At 70.2% G+C, this 15489-nt stretch carries 14 protein-coding genes; 5 read left to right on the top strand and 9 right to left on the bottom strand.

The window, feature by feature from the left end; genetic code table 11:
• The first annotated feature begins 11 nt into the window (after positions 1-11).
• Genes G6N64_RS06910 through G6N64_RS06900 form a run of 3 tightly spaced genes read left to right on the top strand, consistent with a single transcriptional unit; the run spans position 12 to position 4451 of the window.
• Positions 12-2354 carry a PEP-utilizing enzyme gene (locus G6N64_RS06910; protein ID WP_163796205.1) on the top strand — a complete coding sequence of 781 codons (2343 nt, stop codon included), beginning with the start codon at positions 12-14 and terminating at the stop codon, positions 2352-2354.
• Between the two features lie 49 nt (positions 2355-2403).
• Positions 2404-3639, top strand: a complete 1236-nt coding sequence (locus G6N64_RS06905; RefSeq protein WP_163796204.1) for an acyl-CoA dehydrogenase family protein — start codon at positions 2404-2406, stop codon at positions 3637-3639.
• Positions 3636-4451, top strand: coding sequence for a tyrosine-protein phosphatase (locus G6N64_RS06900; RefSeq protein ID WP_163796203.1), 816 nt, complete (start codon positions 3636-3638; stop codon positions 4449-4451). Before G6N64_RS06905 ends, G6N64_RS06900 begins: the two co-directional genes overlap by 4 nt.
• Before the next feature lie 11 nt (positions 4452-4462).
• Here the strand turns inward: G6N64_RS06900 and G6N64_RS06895 are convergent, their stop codons facing one another.
• The 8 genes from G6N64_RS06895 to G6N64_RS06860 all read right to left on the bottom strand — a co-directional run bounded on the left by G6N64_RS06895 (position 4463) and on the right by G6N64_RS06860 (position 11449).
• Positions 4463-4783: an EthD family reductase gene (locus tag G6N64_RS06895; RefSeq protein WP_163796202.1), complete on the bottom strand. Its 321-nt coding sequence runs from the start codon at positions 4781-4783 to the stop codon at positions 4463-4465.
• A gap of 332 nt (positions 4784-5115) precedes the next feature.
• Positions 5116-5598, bottom strand: a complete 483-nt coding sequence (locus tag G6N64_RS06890) for a DUF456 domain-containing protein (protein ID WP_163796201.1) — start codon at positions 5596-5598, stop codon at positions 5116-5118.
• A 9-nt stretch (positions 5599-5607) separates the two neighbouring features.
• Positions 5608-6309 carry a haloacid dehalogenase type II gene (locus tag G6N64_RS06885; protein ID WP_163796200.1) on the bottom strand — a complete coding sequence of 234 codons (702 nt, stop codon included), beginning with the start codon at positions 6307-6309 and terminating at the stop codon, positions 5608-5610.
• Positions 6306-7271: an NADPH:quinone oxidoreductase family protein gene (locus G6N64_RS06880; protein ID WP_163796199.1), complete on the bottom strand. Its 966-nt coding sequence runs from the start codon at positions 7269-7271 to the stop codon at positions 6306-6308. The genes G6N64_RS06885 and G6N64_RS06880 overlap by 4 nt, the downstream gene beginning before the upstream one ends.
• Before the next feature lie 6 nt (positions 7272-7277).
• Positions 7278-8144 carry an SDR family oxidoreductase gene (locus G6N64_RS06875; protein ID WP_163796198.1) on the bottom strand — a complete coding sequence of 289 codons (867 nt, stop codon included), beginning with the start codon at positions 8142-8144 and terminating at the stop codon, positions 7278-7280.
• Positions 8145-8193: 49 nt separating this feature from the next.
• Positions 8194-9603 carry an aldehyde dehydrogenase family protein gene (locus G6N64_RS06870; protein ID WP_163796197.1) on the bottom strand — a complete coding sequence of 470 codons (1410 nt, stop codon included), beginning with the start codon at positions 9601-9603 and terminating at the stop codon, positions 8194-8196.
• Positions 9604-9706: 103 nt separating this feature from the next.
• Entirely contained in the window at positions 9707-10663 is a 957-nt protein-coding gene (locus G6N64_RS06865; protein WP_163796196.1) for a class I SAM-dependent methyltransferase, read from the bottom strand.
• A gap of 144 nt (positions 10664-10807) precedes the next feature.
• Complete coding sequence (locus tag G6N64_RS06860; protein ID WP_163796195.1) at positions 10808-11449, bottom strand: TetR/AcrR family transcriptional regulator; 642 nt, start codon at positions 11447-11449, stop codon at positions 10808-10810.
• A 197-nt stretch (positions 11450-11646) separates the two neighbouring features.
• On the opposite strand from G6N64_RS06860, the gene G6N64_RS06855 reads away from it, so the two are divergent.
• Positions 11647-12207 (top strand): TetR/AcrR family transcriptional regulator, encoded by a 561-nt coding sequence (locus tag G6N64_RS06855; protein ID WP_163796194.1) that lies wholly within the window; start codon positions 11647-11649, stop codon positions 12205-12207.
• A 49-nt stretch (positions 12208-12256) separates the two neighbouring features.
• Positions 12257-14413 (top strand): FUSC family protein, encoded by a 2157-nt coding sequence (locus G6N64_RS06850; RefSeq protein ID WP_163796193.1) that lies wholly within the window; start codon positions 12257-12259, stop codon positions 14411-14413.
• 49 nt (positions 14414-14462) lie between these two features.
• Here G6N64_RS06850 and G6N64_RS06845 read toward each other — a convergent pair whose 3' ends face one another.
• Positions 14463-15434, bottom strand: coding sequence for a pirin family protein (locus G6N64_RS06845; RefSeq protein ID WP_163796192.1), 972 nt, complete (start codon positions 15432-15434; stop codon positions 14463-14465).
• Positions 15435-15489 lie beyond the last annotated feature (55 nt).

Here is a 15489-nt window from a genome sequence, read left to right as displayed (position 1 = left end):
GATCGGACCCCGTGAGGGTCCTCGTCGCCGGCGCCGACGGCCCCCTCGGCCGGGGGGTCGCATTGCGGCTCGTCAGCCTGGGCCACGACGTCGTCGGCGTCGGGGACGTCCGGCCCGAAAGTTGGCCCGGCTCGGTCGACTTCGTGACGACTCTCGGGGCGGGCGTCGACCTCGGCGGCTTCGACGCCGTCGCGATGTGCGCCGACGTGGACCTGCCCGGCGGGCCGGCCCGTCGCGTCGTCGTCCGGCATCCGCTGGTGCTGGGCCGCGACGCCGACGAGTCGGCGCTGCAGGCCTTCGCGCGGCCCGTGCACTTCTACTCCGGCGACGAGGTCGACCGGCCGCTACAGGTGGTGCACCCGCACGACCTCGAGCGTGCCTACGTCGCGGCCGTCGTCGGCGGCGTCACCGAACCCGTCGAGGTCGCCGCTCCAGGGCAGACCACGTTCCGCGCGATCGCCTCGGCGGTGGGACGCCCGCTGGTGCGGGTGCCGCGCGGACGCGGTTCGGCGCCCATCGAGTTCGGCCCGTGGCTGGACGGCGAGAGCTTCATCCATCCCACCTGGACCGCGACCGAGTGCCTCGAGGACTTCGCCCTGGTGGTGCGCGCCCGGTTCGCCGTCCGGTTCCCCGGTACGGCGGGCCACGTGATCGCACTGCCGTGGCGGCTCCCCCGGGTGCGCGAGATCCCCGCCGTCGACACCCCGTCGGACGACGGCGTCGTACCCGTCCCGGCCGAGACCACCGGCGCCGGAGGCGAATTCGACACCCCGATCGACCCGCGCTTCCCCGCGTTCGTCGCGACCAACCTGTCCGAGGCGCTGCCGGGCCCGTTCTCGCCGTCCTCGGCGTCGGTGACCGTCCGCGGCACGCGCGCCGCCGCGCTGGTGATCTCGCAGCGGCTGCGGCCGGGCGGCGCGGTGCAGCGCGAGATGGCCAAGCGCACGACCGGGGTGTTCGGCCACCGGTTGTACGCGGGCATCACGTCGGGCCACTTCATGGCGCAGACCGTGCCGCTCGTCGACCCGGACCTCATCATCAACGGCTTCTTCGGCCAGACCGTCGAGGGGCTGTCACTGTTCGGCGACGAGCTGCCACCCGTCGAGAAGCGAACGCTCCCAGGGCATCTCCGCGGTGTCCTGACGTTCGCCAACAACCTGCTCGGGCTGACGGCCGGTTCGGGGCGCGACACCCGCGACCTGGTCCGCGACGTCGACCGGCTCGAGGTGGCGGCCGCGCACCTCGCCGACGTCGACGACCAGAAGCTGCGCGAGCTGATCGTGCTGGCCCGCGACCACGTCGTGCACGCCTGGGTGCTGGCGTCGGCGTCGATCCTGGTGTGCACGGCCTACGGCGTCATCCTGCGCATCCTGTGCGGCCGCGACGTGCTGCCGTCGGCGGGACCGGACGTCGCGAGCGCACAGTCGCTCGCCGCGGTACACCGCCTGGCCGCCCTGGCGCGCCGCGACCCGGCGCTCAGCGCGCTGCTCAAGGCCGAGGACCCCGACCCGCAGACGCTGGCGCACGTCGCACCCGACTTCGCCGCCGAGCTGGCGCGCGAGATCCGGGCGATCGGCCACCGCGGGCCCGGCGAGGTCGAGATGCGCAGCGCGTCGTTCGCCGACGATCCCCGCCTGCTGCTGCGGATGGTCGCCAAGACCATGGAACTGCCGCCGTGGGAGCCGCCCGCGCCGCCCGAGATCCCGCTGCTGGTGCGGCCGATCGCCGCGGCGGCGTCCGGGCAGATGCGCGACCGCGAGGTCCGCCGCGACCGCATGGTCCGCACCATCTGGCTGCTGCGCGGCCTGCTGCGCGAGTACGGCGGCCGCCTGGTCGAGGCGGGCACGCTCACCGCCGTCGACGACGTGTTCTACCTCCTGGTCGACGAACTCGACGCGCCACCGCCCGACCTCGCGGGCGTCGTCGCCCGGCGCCGCGCCGAGCAGGCGCAGCTGGAGCGCATCGTCCCGCCCGAGGCGTTCAGCGGCCGGTGGGCGCCGACCGAGGTCGCCGCCGCGCTGGGCGGCGGCGAGGTGCTGCACGGCATGGGCGTCTGCGCGGGCGTGGCCCGCGGCCGCGTGCGGGTCGTGACGCCGGAGACCATCGACGACCTCGAACCCGGCGAGATCCTCGTCGCACAGGTCACCGACGTCGGGTACACCCCGGCCTTCGCGTACGCGGCGGCCGTCGTCACCGAACTCGGTGGCCACATGTCACACGCGGCGATCGTCGCGCGCGAGTTCGGCGTGCCCTGCGTGGTCAACGCGCGCGGCGCCGCGTCCCGGCTGTCGAACGGCACGCTGGTCGACGTCGACGGCACCACCGGCGACGTCACCGTCGTCGCCGATACCTGATCCCTGACGTGCCCGGAGCCCGACTCGACGGGTGTCATATCGTGGCGGTATGGACTTCGCGATGTCGGCCAAGGGTCAGGATTACCACGACCGGTTGACGGCCTTCATGCTTGAGCACGTCTTCCCCGCCGAGGCGTCCTACGACGCCTACCGGCACGAGAAGGGGCCGGGCGACCACACCGTGCCGCCGGTGGTCGAGGAGATCAAGAAGCACGCCAGGGCGCAGGGGCTGTGGAACCTGTTCCTCCCGTCGGAGTCCGGGTTGAGCAACCTCGAGTACTCGCCGCTGGCCGAACTGTCCGGTTGGAGCATGGAGATCGCGCCCGAGGCGCTCAACTGCGCCGCGCCCGACACCGGCAACATGGAGACCCTGCACCTGTTCGCCAACGAGGAGCAGAGCAGGCAGTGGCTGGAGCCGCTGCTGGCCGGTGAGATCCGCAGTGCGTTCGCGATGACCGAGCCGGCGGTGGCGTCCTCGGATGCCCGCAACATCGAGACGACGATGCTGCGCGACGGCGACGACTACGTCATCAACGGCCGGAAGTGGTGGACGTCCGGCGCCAACGACCCGCGCTGCAAGATCCTGATCGTGATGGGCCGCACCAATCCCGACGCCGCGAGCCACCAGCAGCAGTCGATGATCCTGGTGCCCATGGACACTCCCGGGATCGAGATCGTCCGCTCGCTGCCGGTCTTCGGGTGGCAGGACCAGCACGGTCACGCCGAGGTCGTGTTCGACAACGTGCGGGTGCCGGTCTCGAACCTGCTGGGCGAGGAGGGCAGCGGCTTCGCGATCGCGCAGGCCCGCCTGGGCCCGGGCCGCATCCACCACTGCATGCGCGCGATCGGCGTGGCCGAGCGTGCGATCGCGTTGATGATCGACCGGGTCAGCAAGCGCATCGCGTTCGGCAAGCCGCTCGCCGAGCAGGGCGTCGTGCAGCAGCAGGTCGCGTTGTCGCGCAACGAGATCGACCAGGCCCGGCTGCTGTGTCACAAGGCCGCGTGGACGATCGACAAGCACGGCAACAAGAGCGTCGAGGCGCGGCTGCAGGTCGCCCAGATCAAGGCCGTCGCGCCGCAGATGGCGTGCAACGTGCTCGACCGGGCCATCCAGGTGCACGGCGGCGCAGGCATCTCCGACGACGTGCCGCTGGCCCGCCTCTACGGCTGGCACCGCGCCATGCGGCTGTTCGACGGGCCCGACGAGGTGCACATGCGGACCATCGCGCGGACGTCGATCGGTGCGGAGAAGTCGGCGTTCGCTGCGGCGGTGACCACCCGGTGACGTCGAGCGGTCACGAACTATCCGGGGCGTGGAACTTCCGCGACGTCGCGGAGTCGACGGGCATCCGGCCGGGCCGGTTCTTCCGGTCCAGTGAGCTGAGTGCGCTCGACGACGCCGGTCGCGCGGCGCTGAGTGCCTACGGCATCACCGACGTCGCCGATCTGCGGTCGGTGCGCGAGTTGGAGCGGCGCGGGGCAGGTCAGGTGCCCGACGGGGTGTCGGTCCATCTGCTGCCGTTCCACGAGTTGTCGGCGGCCGGTGCTGCCGCGGCGGACTCACCGCACGAGCAGAGTTTCGAACGGATGATGACCGAGAAGCCCGACGACGAGGACGTCTCGGTCGCGGCCAAGCGGTTCATGACCGAGGAGTACCTGCGGTTCCCGACGCTGCCCGGCGCGCACATCGCTCTGCGCGAGGTCATCTCGACGCTCGGCGACGGGCGCCCGCTGATCGCACACTGCTTCGCCGGCAAGGACCGCACGGGCGTCACGGTCGCAGCGGTGCTCGAGGCCGTCGGTGTCGACCGGGACGCGATCCTGACCGACTTCCTGCGGAGCAACGACGCGGTGCCGCAACTGCGCGAGCGGATCCTCGAGTCGATCCGCACCCGCGCGGGCGAGGACGCGACGCCGGAGATCGTGACGTTCGCCGAAGCGCGCCTGACCGACGAGGTGCTCGGCGTCCGCGAGGAGTACCTCGACGCGGCGCGGCGCACCGTCGAGGCCGAATACGGTTCGCTGCCGGGTTATCTGGCGGCGATCGGCGTCACCGACGAGCAGGTCTCCCGGCTGCGGGTGGCCCTGCGCGACTAGCTGCGCCGCTGTTAGTGCTGCGCGATCTCGATGTCGGAGAACAACACCCGCACCCCACCGGTGGACAGCCGTCCCATCGCCTCGAAGAAGGCGCCGGCCTCGGGCGTCGTGACCGCCGCGCTGGCGGCGTCGTAGTCCGGGTAGTACAGATCGATCGACCGGTACGCCGGAGTCGGTGAGCCGTCCTCCTTGGGCCACACCTTCGACGTCTCGATGCGGATGTGGCCCGGGATCTTACGCGCCGCCTCGAGCTGCTCGGCCTCGTACGCCGCCTCGAACGCGGCCGGATCGGTCGGGTTGTCGTAGATGACGGTGATCTTCGTTTCGGACATGCTGCTCCTCCGGAGTTCCGTGTGCGACCGACGCCCTGGCCATCTACATCATGGTCCGCGCGAGACCTGGCTGCATGGATCTCCGGCAGTGCTGCCGGCCGTGCCAGCGGTGTCGCACCGTCGCGCTGAGCCTCAACCTGTGCGCGTGCCCGCCTCTGAGCGACAAGTCGCGACAATCCGGTCGCTGGGGCAATCGCAGAAGCGTAAAACTCGGCGGCGCCTTCTCCGCGTCCCTCGCCGTCCCCCATTGTCGCGAGTTGTCGCTCAGAGGTGGGCAGGTGCGGTTCCCGGCCCGGAGCCCCAGCGGCCACCGCCCCCGCAGCCCGCCGGCCCTAGCTCACCCACACGCCGACGACCCACACCACCGTCGCCAGGAGCGCCCCGGTGAGTTCCACGCCCACCGACAGCGCCACGCCCTTCAGCGCGTGTACCGTCGATGCCCACGCCCGCCGCTGGTCGTGCCGCCGCGCCAGTTCCGCCAGGTAGATGCCGAGCACGAAGCCGATCACCAGGCCGACGACGGGGATCACGAAGAAGCCGACGATGCCCAGCGCCGCACCCGCGAACAGCGTGCCGGTGCCGACGTCCGCCCGTTTCATCCGTCGGGCCGGCCACAGGTACTTGATCAACAGCGTCGCCCCGAGGATCGCCGTCACCACCCCGAAGGTCACCCACCCCGCGACGGTCTGCTCGACGAACGCCCACACGCCGATGGCCGCGAGTACCAACAGCGTCCCCGGCAGCAGGGGGATGACGACGCCCACCACGCCGATGGCGATCGCGACCGCCACCAGGATCAAGCCACCGGTGTCCACAACCCGAGCCTAGGCGAGCTGACCTGCGAGATCGAGGAAGTCCGCGGCCACGTAATCGAACTCGCCGTCCTCCACCCGTGGCGGCTCGCGGCCCGGCCCGCGTTCCAGCGGTCGCGCGACGTACGCGGTCCGCAGCCCGGCGTCACGTGCGGCGCGCAGGTCGCTGGGGTGCGCCGCGACCAGGGCCAGCTCACCAGGGTCGACGTCGAGCAGGTCGGCGCAGCCGAGATACGCCTCGGGGTCGGGCTTGTAGTGCCGGAACAACTCGGCCGAGATGACGCAGTCCCACGGCAAGCCCGCGCGCTTGGCCATGTTGGTCAGCAGCGAGAGGTTCCCGTTCGACAGCGTCGTGATCGTGTACGACTCCTTGAGCCGGGTCAGCCCCGCCACGCTGTCCGGCCACGGGTCCAGCCGGTGCCAGGCCCGGTTGAGGTGGTCGAGGTCGGCCTCGGGCACGTCGGCGATGCCGGCGTCGGCCAGCAGCACGTCGAGGATCATCCGGTGCAGGGCGTCGATCTTCAGCCATGGCAGCTCACCGGTGCGCACCCGGTTCATCGCGGCCGGGTAGCCCGCCCGCCAGTCGTCGGTGAACCGGGCCCAGTCCCGCTGCACGCCACGGGCCTCGCCGAACGCGGTCAGCTCCCGGACGACGCTGCCGCGCCAGTCCACGACGGTGCCGAAGACGTCGAACGCCAGCGCGCGCAACGTCACGGCTCCAGGACCAGCTTCCCCCGAATCTCTCCTGCCGCAAGCGCTTCGAGCGCCGCACGGCCATCCGAGAGCGGGTACCGCACGGGCGGCGGTGGACGTAGGCCCGCTGCGACCAGCCGGTTGAGGCCCGCGCCGATCTTCGCCTGCGCGCCCGGCGTCCGGTTCACGAACTCGCCGAGACCGACGCCGACCACCGACACGTTGCGCAGCAGCAGCCGGTTGACCTTGACCGTGGGAATGCCTCCACCGGAGGCGAATCCGACGACGAGCAGGCGCCCCTCGGTCGCCAGCACGCGGATCGCGTCGTCGAACGCGTCCCCGCCCACGGGATCCACCACGACGTCGACGCCTCGACCCTCGGTGTGCTCGCGAACCGCCTGCGCCCACCCCTCGGTGAGCGGTAGCACCACGTCGGCACCCAGCGACCTGACGAACTCGTCGGCGCCGGTGCGGTGCACCATCGCGATCACCCGCGCGCCCATGGCCTTGGCGATCTGGATCGCTGCCGTGCCGACACCACCGGCCGAGCCGAGCACCAACACGGTCTCCCCCGGCTGCAACGCCGCGCGGCGCTCCAAGCCGAAGAACATCGTGTAGTAGTTGCCCAGCAGCGCGGTGGCCGAGGCATCGTCGACGTCGTCGGGTGTCGGCACCACGCTGTCCGGGGACACCGCCACCGTCTCGGCCCACCCGCCGAGCATCGACAGCGCCGACACCCGCTGGCCGACGGTCACCGACGAGCCGGCGGGCGCGGAACGCACCACGCCCGCGACCTCGGTACCCGGGACGAACGGCGGGTCCAGCTTGAGCTGGTACTCGCCGCGGATCAGCAGCAGGTCGGGGAAGCAGACACCGGCCGCGCCGACGTCGACGACGACCGCGGAGTCACCCGCGACGTCGTCCACGTCGGTGTACGTCAGCCCTGCCGGACCGGTAAGAGATTGTGCAACAAGCGCCTTCACGCGTACTCAGCCGAGCTTGAAGCTGGCCGACTTCGCCGCCGACAGATCGGTGATCTCGCCCCACTTGGCGGCTACGTCGTCGACCGAGGGCACGCCATCGGAGAACGTGATGCCCTCGTTCTGGAAGAGCGCGGTGCGCTGCACCTTGCCGCCGCCGACGATGAAGATCGAGTCGGTGTCGGCCAGCTCCTCGGTCATCAGGTAGGCCACCACCGGCGCCACGTACTCCGGGGTCAGCTTCTCGAAGACCTCCTTGGGCAGGATGTCCTCGGTCATGCGGGTCGCCGCGATGGGTGCCACCGCGTTGGTCTTGATGTCGTACTTCGCGCCCTCCTGGGCGAGCGTGTTGATCAGGCCGACGAGGCCGAGCTTGGCAGCGCCGTAGTTGGCCTGGCCGAAGTTGCCGAACAGCCCGCTCGTCGACGTCGCGACGACGACGCGGCCGAAGCTCTGCTCGCGGAAGTGCGGCCATGCGGCGCGAATGACGTTGTACCCGCCGTAGAGGTGCACCTTCAGCACGGCGTCCCAGTTCTCGAACGTCATCTTGTGGAAGGTGCCGTCGCGCAGGATGCCCGCGTTGCTGACGACGCCGTCGACCTTGCCGAACTCGTCGATGGCGGTCTTGATGATGTTCTCCGCGCCCTCGGGCTCGGCGACGCTGTCGTAGTTGGCGACGGCACGGCCACCGGCCGCCTTGATCTCGTCGACGACCTGGTCGGCCATGTTGTGTCCGGCACCCGATCCGTCACGCGATCCACCGAGGTCGTTGACGACGACGCTCGCGCCCTCACGGGCCAGCGTCAGCGCGTACTCACGACCCAGTCCTCCGCCGGCTCCGGTGACGACGACGACGCGATCCTGTACTCCGGGCATTGCACTCCTCTTTCGAAAGGGCTCTAACGGGACTGGCTGCTGGACGCGGCTAGAACAACTTGCGCGCCAGCTTCCACGCCTTATCTGTATACGGCGGGTAGATCAGTGCGGTTAAGTCGGGTCGGGTCGGCTTGGTGAGCACCGACTTGCGGTGACTGAACTCCTCGAAGCCGAACTTGCCGTGATAGGCGCCCATCCCGGACGGGCCGACACCGCCGAACGGCAGCTTGGTCGTGGAGAACTGGAACAGCAGGTGGTTCACCAGCATGCCGCCGGCGGGCACCTCCTTGATGACGCGTTCCCGTACGGCCTTGGTCTTGGTGAACAGGTAGGCGGCCAGCGGCTTGGGCCGCGAGTTCACGAATGCGATTGCCTCGTCCAGGTTTTGGACCGTGACGATCGGCAGGATGGGGCCGAAGATCTCGTCGCGCATGAGCGGCTCGTCGAGGCTGGGGTCGACCACGACGGTCGGCTGGATCTTGATGGTCGCAGCGTCCGAGCCGCCGCCGACGGCGACGGTGCCCTTGGTCGCGGCGAGCGAGGACACCAACCGGTCGAAGTGCCTCTCGTTGACGATGCGCTTGCCCGACGGGTCGCCGGCTTCGAACGTCTCGACCGCCGCCCTGATCTTGTCGACGAGCTCGTCGCGGATGGACGCCTCGGCGATCACGTAGTCCGGTGCGATGCAGATCTGACCGGAGTTGATCAGCTTGGTCCACGCGATCCGCTTGGCGGCGACGTCGATGTCGGCGTCCGCGGCGACGATCACCGGGCTCTTGCCGCCGAGTTCGAGGGTGACCGGCGTCAGGTGCGCGGCGGCGGCCTCGTAGACGCGGCGGCCGATCTCGGTGCCACCGGTGAAGCAGAGCTTGTCGAACCCCTGGGCGATGAGTGCCTGGCTGACGGCGCCGTCCCCCTCGACGACGGCCACTGCCTCGCGGTCGAGGTACTTGGGGATCAGCTCGGCCATCAGCGCCGAGGACGCGGGCGCCACCTCGGATGGCTTGAGCAGCACGGCGTTTCCCGCGGCGAGCGCCCCGACGGCGGGGCCGAGCGTCAGCGCGAACGGGAAGTTCCACGCGCCGATGACGAGCACGACCCCGTACGGCTCGTATTCGACCCAGCCGCGGCCGGGGCGCTGCGAGAACTCCAGCATCCGGTGCTTGCGCTTGGTCCACTTGCCGACGCTCTTGGCGGCGTCGCGCGCCTCGGCGGCCGTGCTGGCGATGTCGGCGAGCCAGGCCTCGAACGGCTTGCGGCCCAGGTCCTGCTCGAGTGCCCCCGCGATGGCCGACTCGTTCTCGACGACGAGGGCCTCGAGGGCCTTGAGCTGCCGACGGCGCCACTCGACGTCGCGCGTCCGACCGCTGGCGTAGGCCCTACGCAGTCCGGCGACGATGCCCGGGATGTCTGCGGCGCCGGTTCCCGAGGTGGGTGGCGCGACGGATTCTGTGGTCACGGAGTGTCCTTCCTGGACCTTCGAGCCTGGAGCGTGCTCTGCGTCACGATCCTAACCAACCACCTGGTTGGTGAACAGGCCCGCGAATCCGGCGGACCGGGTCTCAGCCGCGTTCGCCCACCACGAAGTCGGAGAAGGCGTCCTCGTCGACCTCCTCGGTGAGCACCCAGCGGTCGAGGCGCTGCATCTCGCTCTCGGACGTCACCCCCGAGGCCGTCCAGCCGTGCTCGTTGAGCCAGGTCGCGACGTTGGCGCGGTCCGGATCGTTGTACATCAGCTCGGCGACGTCGGTCGGCGAGGCACCGTCGAAGGCGGCACCGAGTTCCTCGCCCATCTTCGTGCGCAGCGCGTCGAACTTCTCCTTCATCCGCGCCCGCCGCTCCTCGGAGTGCACGCCGACCGTCTCGGCGGCGACGCGGCTGCCCGGTGCGCTCAGCTCGGTGATCCGCTCGAACAGCCCGTCCTGGGCGTCCGCGGGCAGGTACATCAGCAGACCCTCGGCAAGCCAAGCCGTCGGCGCACCCGCGTCGAAGCCGGCGTCGCGCAGCGCGGCCGGCCAGTCGTTGCGCAGATCGATCGCCACCTCGCGGCGTTCGGCGGTGGGTTCGACGCCGTGCTCGGCGAGCCGCTCCGCCTTGTACTGCAGCACCAGCGGCTGGTCGATCTCGTAGACGACGGTGCCTGCCGGCCAGTCCAGCCGGTAGGCCCGCGAGTCGAGACCGGACGCGAGGATGACGACCTGGCAGATGCCGGCAGCGGTGGCCGCGGTGTAGAAGTCGTCGAAGAAGTGCGTGCGGACGGCCTGGTAGTTGCCCATGTGGGTGAAGATCTGGGCGACCTCGGCGTCCGCGTCGGCGACCTTCGCGATGAACGCGTCGTCCAGCATGAACTCCCAGACGCCGGTACCCGCACCATCGACGAGCACCTTGGCGTAGGGGTCGCGGATCAGCGGCTCGTCACGTGCGGTCTCCGCGGCGCGGGCGGCGGCGACCATGACGGCGGTCGAGCCGACGCTGGTCGCGATGTCCCAGGAATCGTCGTGGGAGCGAAGTGAACTCATGTGTCGTCCATCCGAAGGCGCTACGCACGGGCTGGGCAGCGATCATTCGGAATGCTACCGAATCAGTTAGCCGGACTAGATGGTGGTGGGGCGAACGCCCGCCGGTGTGGCCACCGAAGGGCCCCGCGACGCCGCGAGCCGTGCTTAGGAACGAGGCCCGACGGTCCAGAGCTTGTTCGCTAGGAGTAATTCCAATTTCTCGACGATGACGCCCAATTCGTCGTGGCCGCCGACGTATCCGGCGTAGAAGCCCATGCCCCACATGATCGCGACGAGCAATTCAACGAGCGTCGGCACGTCGGTGTCGGTCACCAATTCGCCGCGCTCGATCGCGTCGGTCACCGCCCAGGTGACGAATGCGCGCGACGTCTTCAGCGAATTGTGCTCGTCACGACTCAACTCCGGGTGCCGCTGCGACTCCAGCACCGACGTGACCAGGAACGCCGCCCCCGACCGGTCGCGCGACTCGGCCTGCATCGCAGCCGCAAAGAACGCCGACAGCCGCTTCAGCAGCGAGGTCTCGGTCTCCGCCTTGGCCATGCCGGCGGCAACCACCATTTCATTGGTCTTCTCGACCACTTCGCTGTAGAGCACGCGCTTGCTGGCGAAGTAGTGATTGATGGCCGGACGGGTCAAATCGGCGCGGATGGCAATGGCCTGGAAGGTTGCAGCGTCATATCCGAGTTCGCTGAACACTTCGCGCGCCGCGCGCACGATGCGCTCCCTGGTTTCGGCCGCCTTCGCTGCAGGCGGACGTCCAGGACCTCGGGTCGCGGTATACGGCACGGTCAAATTGTGCCATACCGCTGGTACCGGCCCACGAGGAAATGGTTGCGGGAGCGTAAGGAAAGGCCCAGTAGGAAACGGTCAGCTGCCCGAAGTACGGTGCTGGGCCACAATGATGACGAATTTCTGACCCATCGCGTGTGTTAGCCAGAGGGATCGCGCCCATGGTTGTCAGGTTCGCCAACTAAGGTCCCCCTATGGGGGGAACCATTTCACGGGAGTCGTATCTCGACACCGGGTTGGACGTGCTGTCCGACCAAGGCTACGGCGGGCTGAAGCTCGCCGAGGTGTGCAGTCGCCTCGGCGTCACGACGGGCTCGTTCTATCACTACTTCAGCAGCTGGTCGGTGTACGGCGAGGAACTCGTCACCAGGTGGGCTCGATCGGCGAGCGTCGCCTCGGAGGTGCGTGCCGAACCCGATCCTCGGCGCCGCATCAAGGTGCTCATTCAGGGGGCATTGCGGATCTCCTACGGCGCGGAGGCGGGCATCCGGGTCTGGAGTTCGATGGACGCCGCAGTCCACGCGACGCAGGTGGGGGTGGACAAGCAGCGGTACGACGTCCTCTTCGAATCCGCATTGGAGGTCGTCGGCGACGAGGTGGAGGCGGAGCGCTTCGCGACGTCGGCGATGTATCTGCTGATCGGGTGCGAGCAATCCACGCTGCCGCGCGCCACCGAGATCCTGCAGTGGATGGCGGGCCGCCTCATAGCGGCGATGGAGACGGGCAACTTCGGCCACGAACTCGACCTGACCTGACACACCCGGCTGGCCGCGCAGCCGTCCCGATCGGTCTACGATCCGGGACATGCTGACCCCGGCCGGCCTGTGGCGCCGGGCCGCCGGCCGGCTGGCGACACGCGATCCCGAGCACGACGCGCTGCGCCGCGCCGTCCGGGCGGCGATCGCGCTGCCGATCGCGGCGACCATCGGGTTCCTCATCGGAAGCGGTTCGCAGACACCGATGTTCGCGATCTTCGGCTCGGTCGCGCTGCTGATCATCGTCGACTTCCCGGGCAACCGGGCCGCGCGGGCGGTGGCCTACGGTGGGCTCGGCTTCAACGGGGCCGTGCTGATCACGATCGGCTCACTGGTGGCGCCCATCCCGTGGCTCGCGGTCGCCACCATGTTCGTGCTCGGCGTGGCGGTCACCTTCTCGGGTGTGCTGTCGGAGATCGTCGCCGCGGGACAGCGGTCGACCCTGCTCACCTTCGTGCTGCCCGCGTGTACGCCGCCGGGTCCCATCCCCGATCGCTTGCTCGGCTGGGGGATCGCGCTGGCCGTCGCGGTTCCGGCCGCGCTGTTCCTGCTGCCGCCACGTCACCACGACGACCTCCGGCGGCACGCCGCACAGGTCTGCCGCACGATGGCCGACCGGTTGGACGGCGCCGCCACCGCCGAGGACGTGTCGTCGGCGATGGGCGCGCTGCGCGCCAACTTCCTGGGCGCCGACTTCCGACCCGTCGCCCTGACCGCTGGCAGCCGCGCGCTGGTGCGGGTGGTGGACGACCTGCAGTGGCTGTCCGACCGGGTCACCGACGGCAGCGGCGACCTGCTGGCCCAGATGCGCGGACCCGTCACCCGGGTCCTGCGTGATGCGGCGAGGGTGTTGACGACGGCGCCATCGTCAGGCCGCGACGTCTTCCGCGAGGACCTCGCCGTCGCGCTGGCCGAGCAGCGCCGGGTCGCGCAGAGCCGCTACCGCGACGACATCGTCGAGATCCTCGGCGAGCCCAGTGATGCCGCGGCGATCGGCGTCGGACGGAAGCTGTTGACGCGTCGCACCATATCCGCGTGCGTCGGCGCGACGGGCCGCATCATCGGCATCGCCGCCGACGCGGACGCCCGCCCGGTCTGGGCCCGCGTGCTCGGACGCCGGCTGCCTCGGACCGGTGCCGCCGACCGGCTGCTGTCCGAGTCGGAGGCCCTGGCGTACCTGACGACCGGCTTCGTGGCGACCCGCGCGGTGGTCGTGCGCAACAGCCTGCGGACGGGGCTGGGCCTCGCGCTCGCCGTCGCCGTCACGCACGTCTTCCCCGTCGAGCACGGCTTCTGGGTGGTGCTCGGAGCGATGTCGGTGCTGCGCAGCAGTGCGCTCACCACCGGCACCCGGGTGGTGCGTGCCGTCGGCGGCACCGTCCTCGGCTTCCTGCTCGGGATCGTGTTCATCGAGCTGCTCGGCGTGGAGCCGGTCGTGATGTGGTTGGCGTTGCCCATCGTCGCCTTCGGCTCGGCCTACGTCCCCGAGGTGGCGTCGTTCGTGGCGGGCCAGGCGATGTTCACGATGATGGTGCTGATCATCTTCAACCTGATCGTGCCGACCGGGTGGAGCGTCGGGCTGATCCGCGTCGAGGACGTCGTGGTGGGCGCACTGGTCGGCGTCATCGTGTCGGTACTGCTGTGGCCGCGGGGCGCGGCGTCGTCGGTGACGCGGGCGGTGGACGCGTCGCTCGCGGTGGGCACCACCTACCTGACGGCGGCGGTCCGCCGGGTCACCTCCGGCGCGTCCGAATCGGCGACCGACCGGGTGTTCGCGCTGGGCCACGACGCGATGACCGCCTCGCGGACACTCGACGACGCGGTGCGGCAGTACCTGTCGGAGAGCGGCGGGTCCACCGACGGGCGGGCCCCGGTGGTTCGGGCCGCCAACCGGGCCATCCGGCTGCGCAACGCCGCGGAGCTGATCGCCGACGTCGTCCCGCCGCCGCTGGAGGCGTATCCGCGGGTACGCGACATCCTCGACGCCCACGCCGCCGCCGTGTGCGAGCGTCTGACCGGCACCGGCGGCCCCGACCACGCCCCGATCAGCGACGACTTCGTGCTGGCGCTGCGGGCCGAGGCCGGCGCCGAGCGGCTGGCCGTGTCGGCGGCGCTGCCGCTGGTCACCGTCGCCGCGAACATCGGCGAGCTGGAGCTGCTCTACGCGACGCCCACCGAGCGATGCGTACTCCCGCAGCCGCGGTGAGCGCGGCTGCGGGTGCACGAATCGGCTGGGACGTCGGTTAGGACGTCGGTCAGGACGAGGTGTGCGGGCGAAGCGCACCCGGCGGGATCGACCCGAACCGGCCGGCGTTGAAGTCGTCCATCGCCTCGATGATCTCCGACTTCGAGTTCATGACGAACGGCCCGTACTGGACGACGGGCTCGCGGATCGGCTGACCGCCGAGGATCAGCACCTCGAGCGCAGGCCGATTGGAGTCCTGGCTGCCGGCAGCGTCGACGCTGATCCGGTCGCCGGGCCCGAACACCGCGAGCTGTCCCTGCTGGATCGACCGCTTCAGCGGGCCGACGCTGCCCTGCCCGGACAGCACGTAGACCAGCGCATTGAAGTCGCGGTTCCACGGCAGGTTCAGCCGGGCCCCGGGCTCGATCGTGGCGTGCGCCAACGTGATCGGCGTGTGTGTCGCACCCGGACCCTCCTGGCCGTCGAGTCCGCCGGCGATGATGCGGATCAGCGCGCCACCGTCCTCGGACGCCAGCAGCTTCACCTCGCCGCCCTCGATCGCCTGGTACTTGGGTGCGGCGAACTTGTCCTTCTTCGGCAGGTTGACCCACAGCTGGACGCCGTGGAACGTGCCGCCGCTCTCGACGAGTTCGGCGGGCGGCGTCTCGATGTGCAGGATGCCCGAGCCGGCCGTCATCCACTGCGTGGCGCCGTCGGTGATGAGGCCGCCGCCACCGTGCGAATCCTGGTGGGCGAAGCAACCGTCGATCATGTAGGTGACGGTTTCGAAGCCGCGGTGCGGATGCCAATCGGTGCCGCGCGGCTCACCCGGCTGGTATTCGATCTCGCCCATCTGGTCCATGTGGATGAACGGGTCGAGGGCGGCGGCGCTCACGCCGGCGAACGCGCGGACGACGGGGAAGCCCTCGCCCTCGTAGCCGCGGGGGCCGGTCGTGATGGAGCGGACGGGCCGCTCGGTGTCGCTCGGCGCGGGTGCGCTGACGCGGGTCAAGGTCAGGGTGTCGGCGGTGACTGCGGGCATCGGTACCTCCTGGGATCGGAACTAACCGCTACAACCGGACTGCGGTCCGATTGTA

It is taken from the genome of Mycolicibacterium sediminis (genome assembly GCF_010731735.1).
GTDB lineage: Bacteria > Actinomycetota > Actinomycetes > Mycobacteriales > Mycobacteriaceae > Mycobacterium > Mycobacterium sediminis.
The sequence above is the reverse complement of the archived record's forward strand: the minus strand, read 5'-3'. Positions and strand labels throughout refer to the sequence as shown.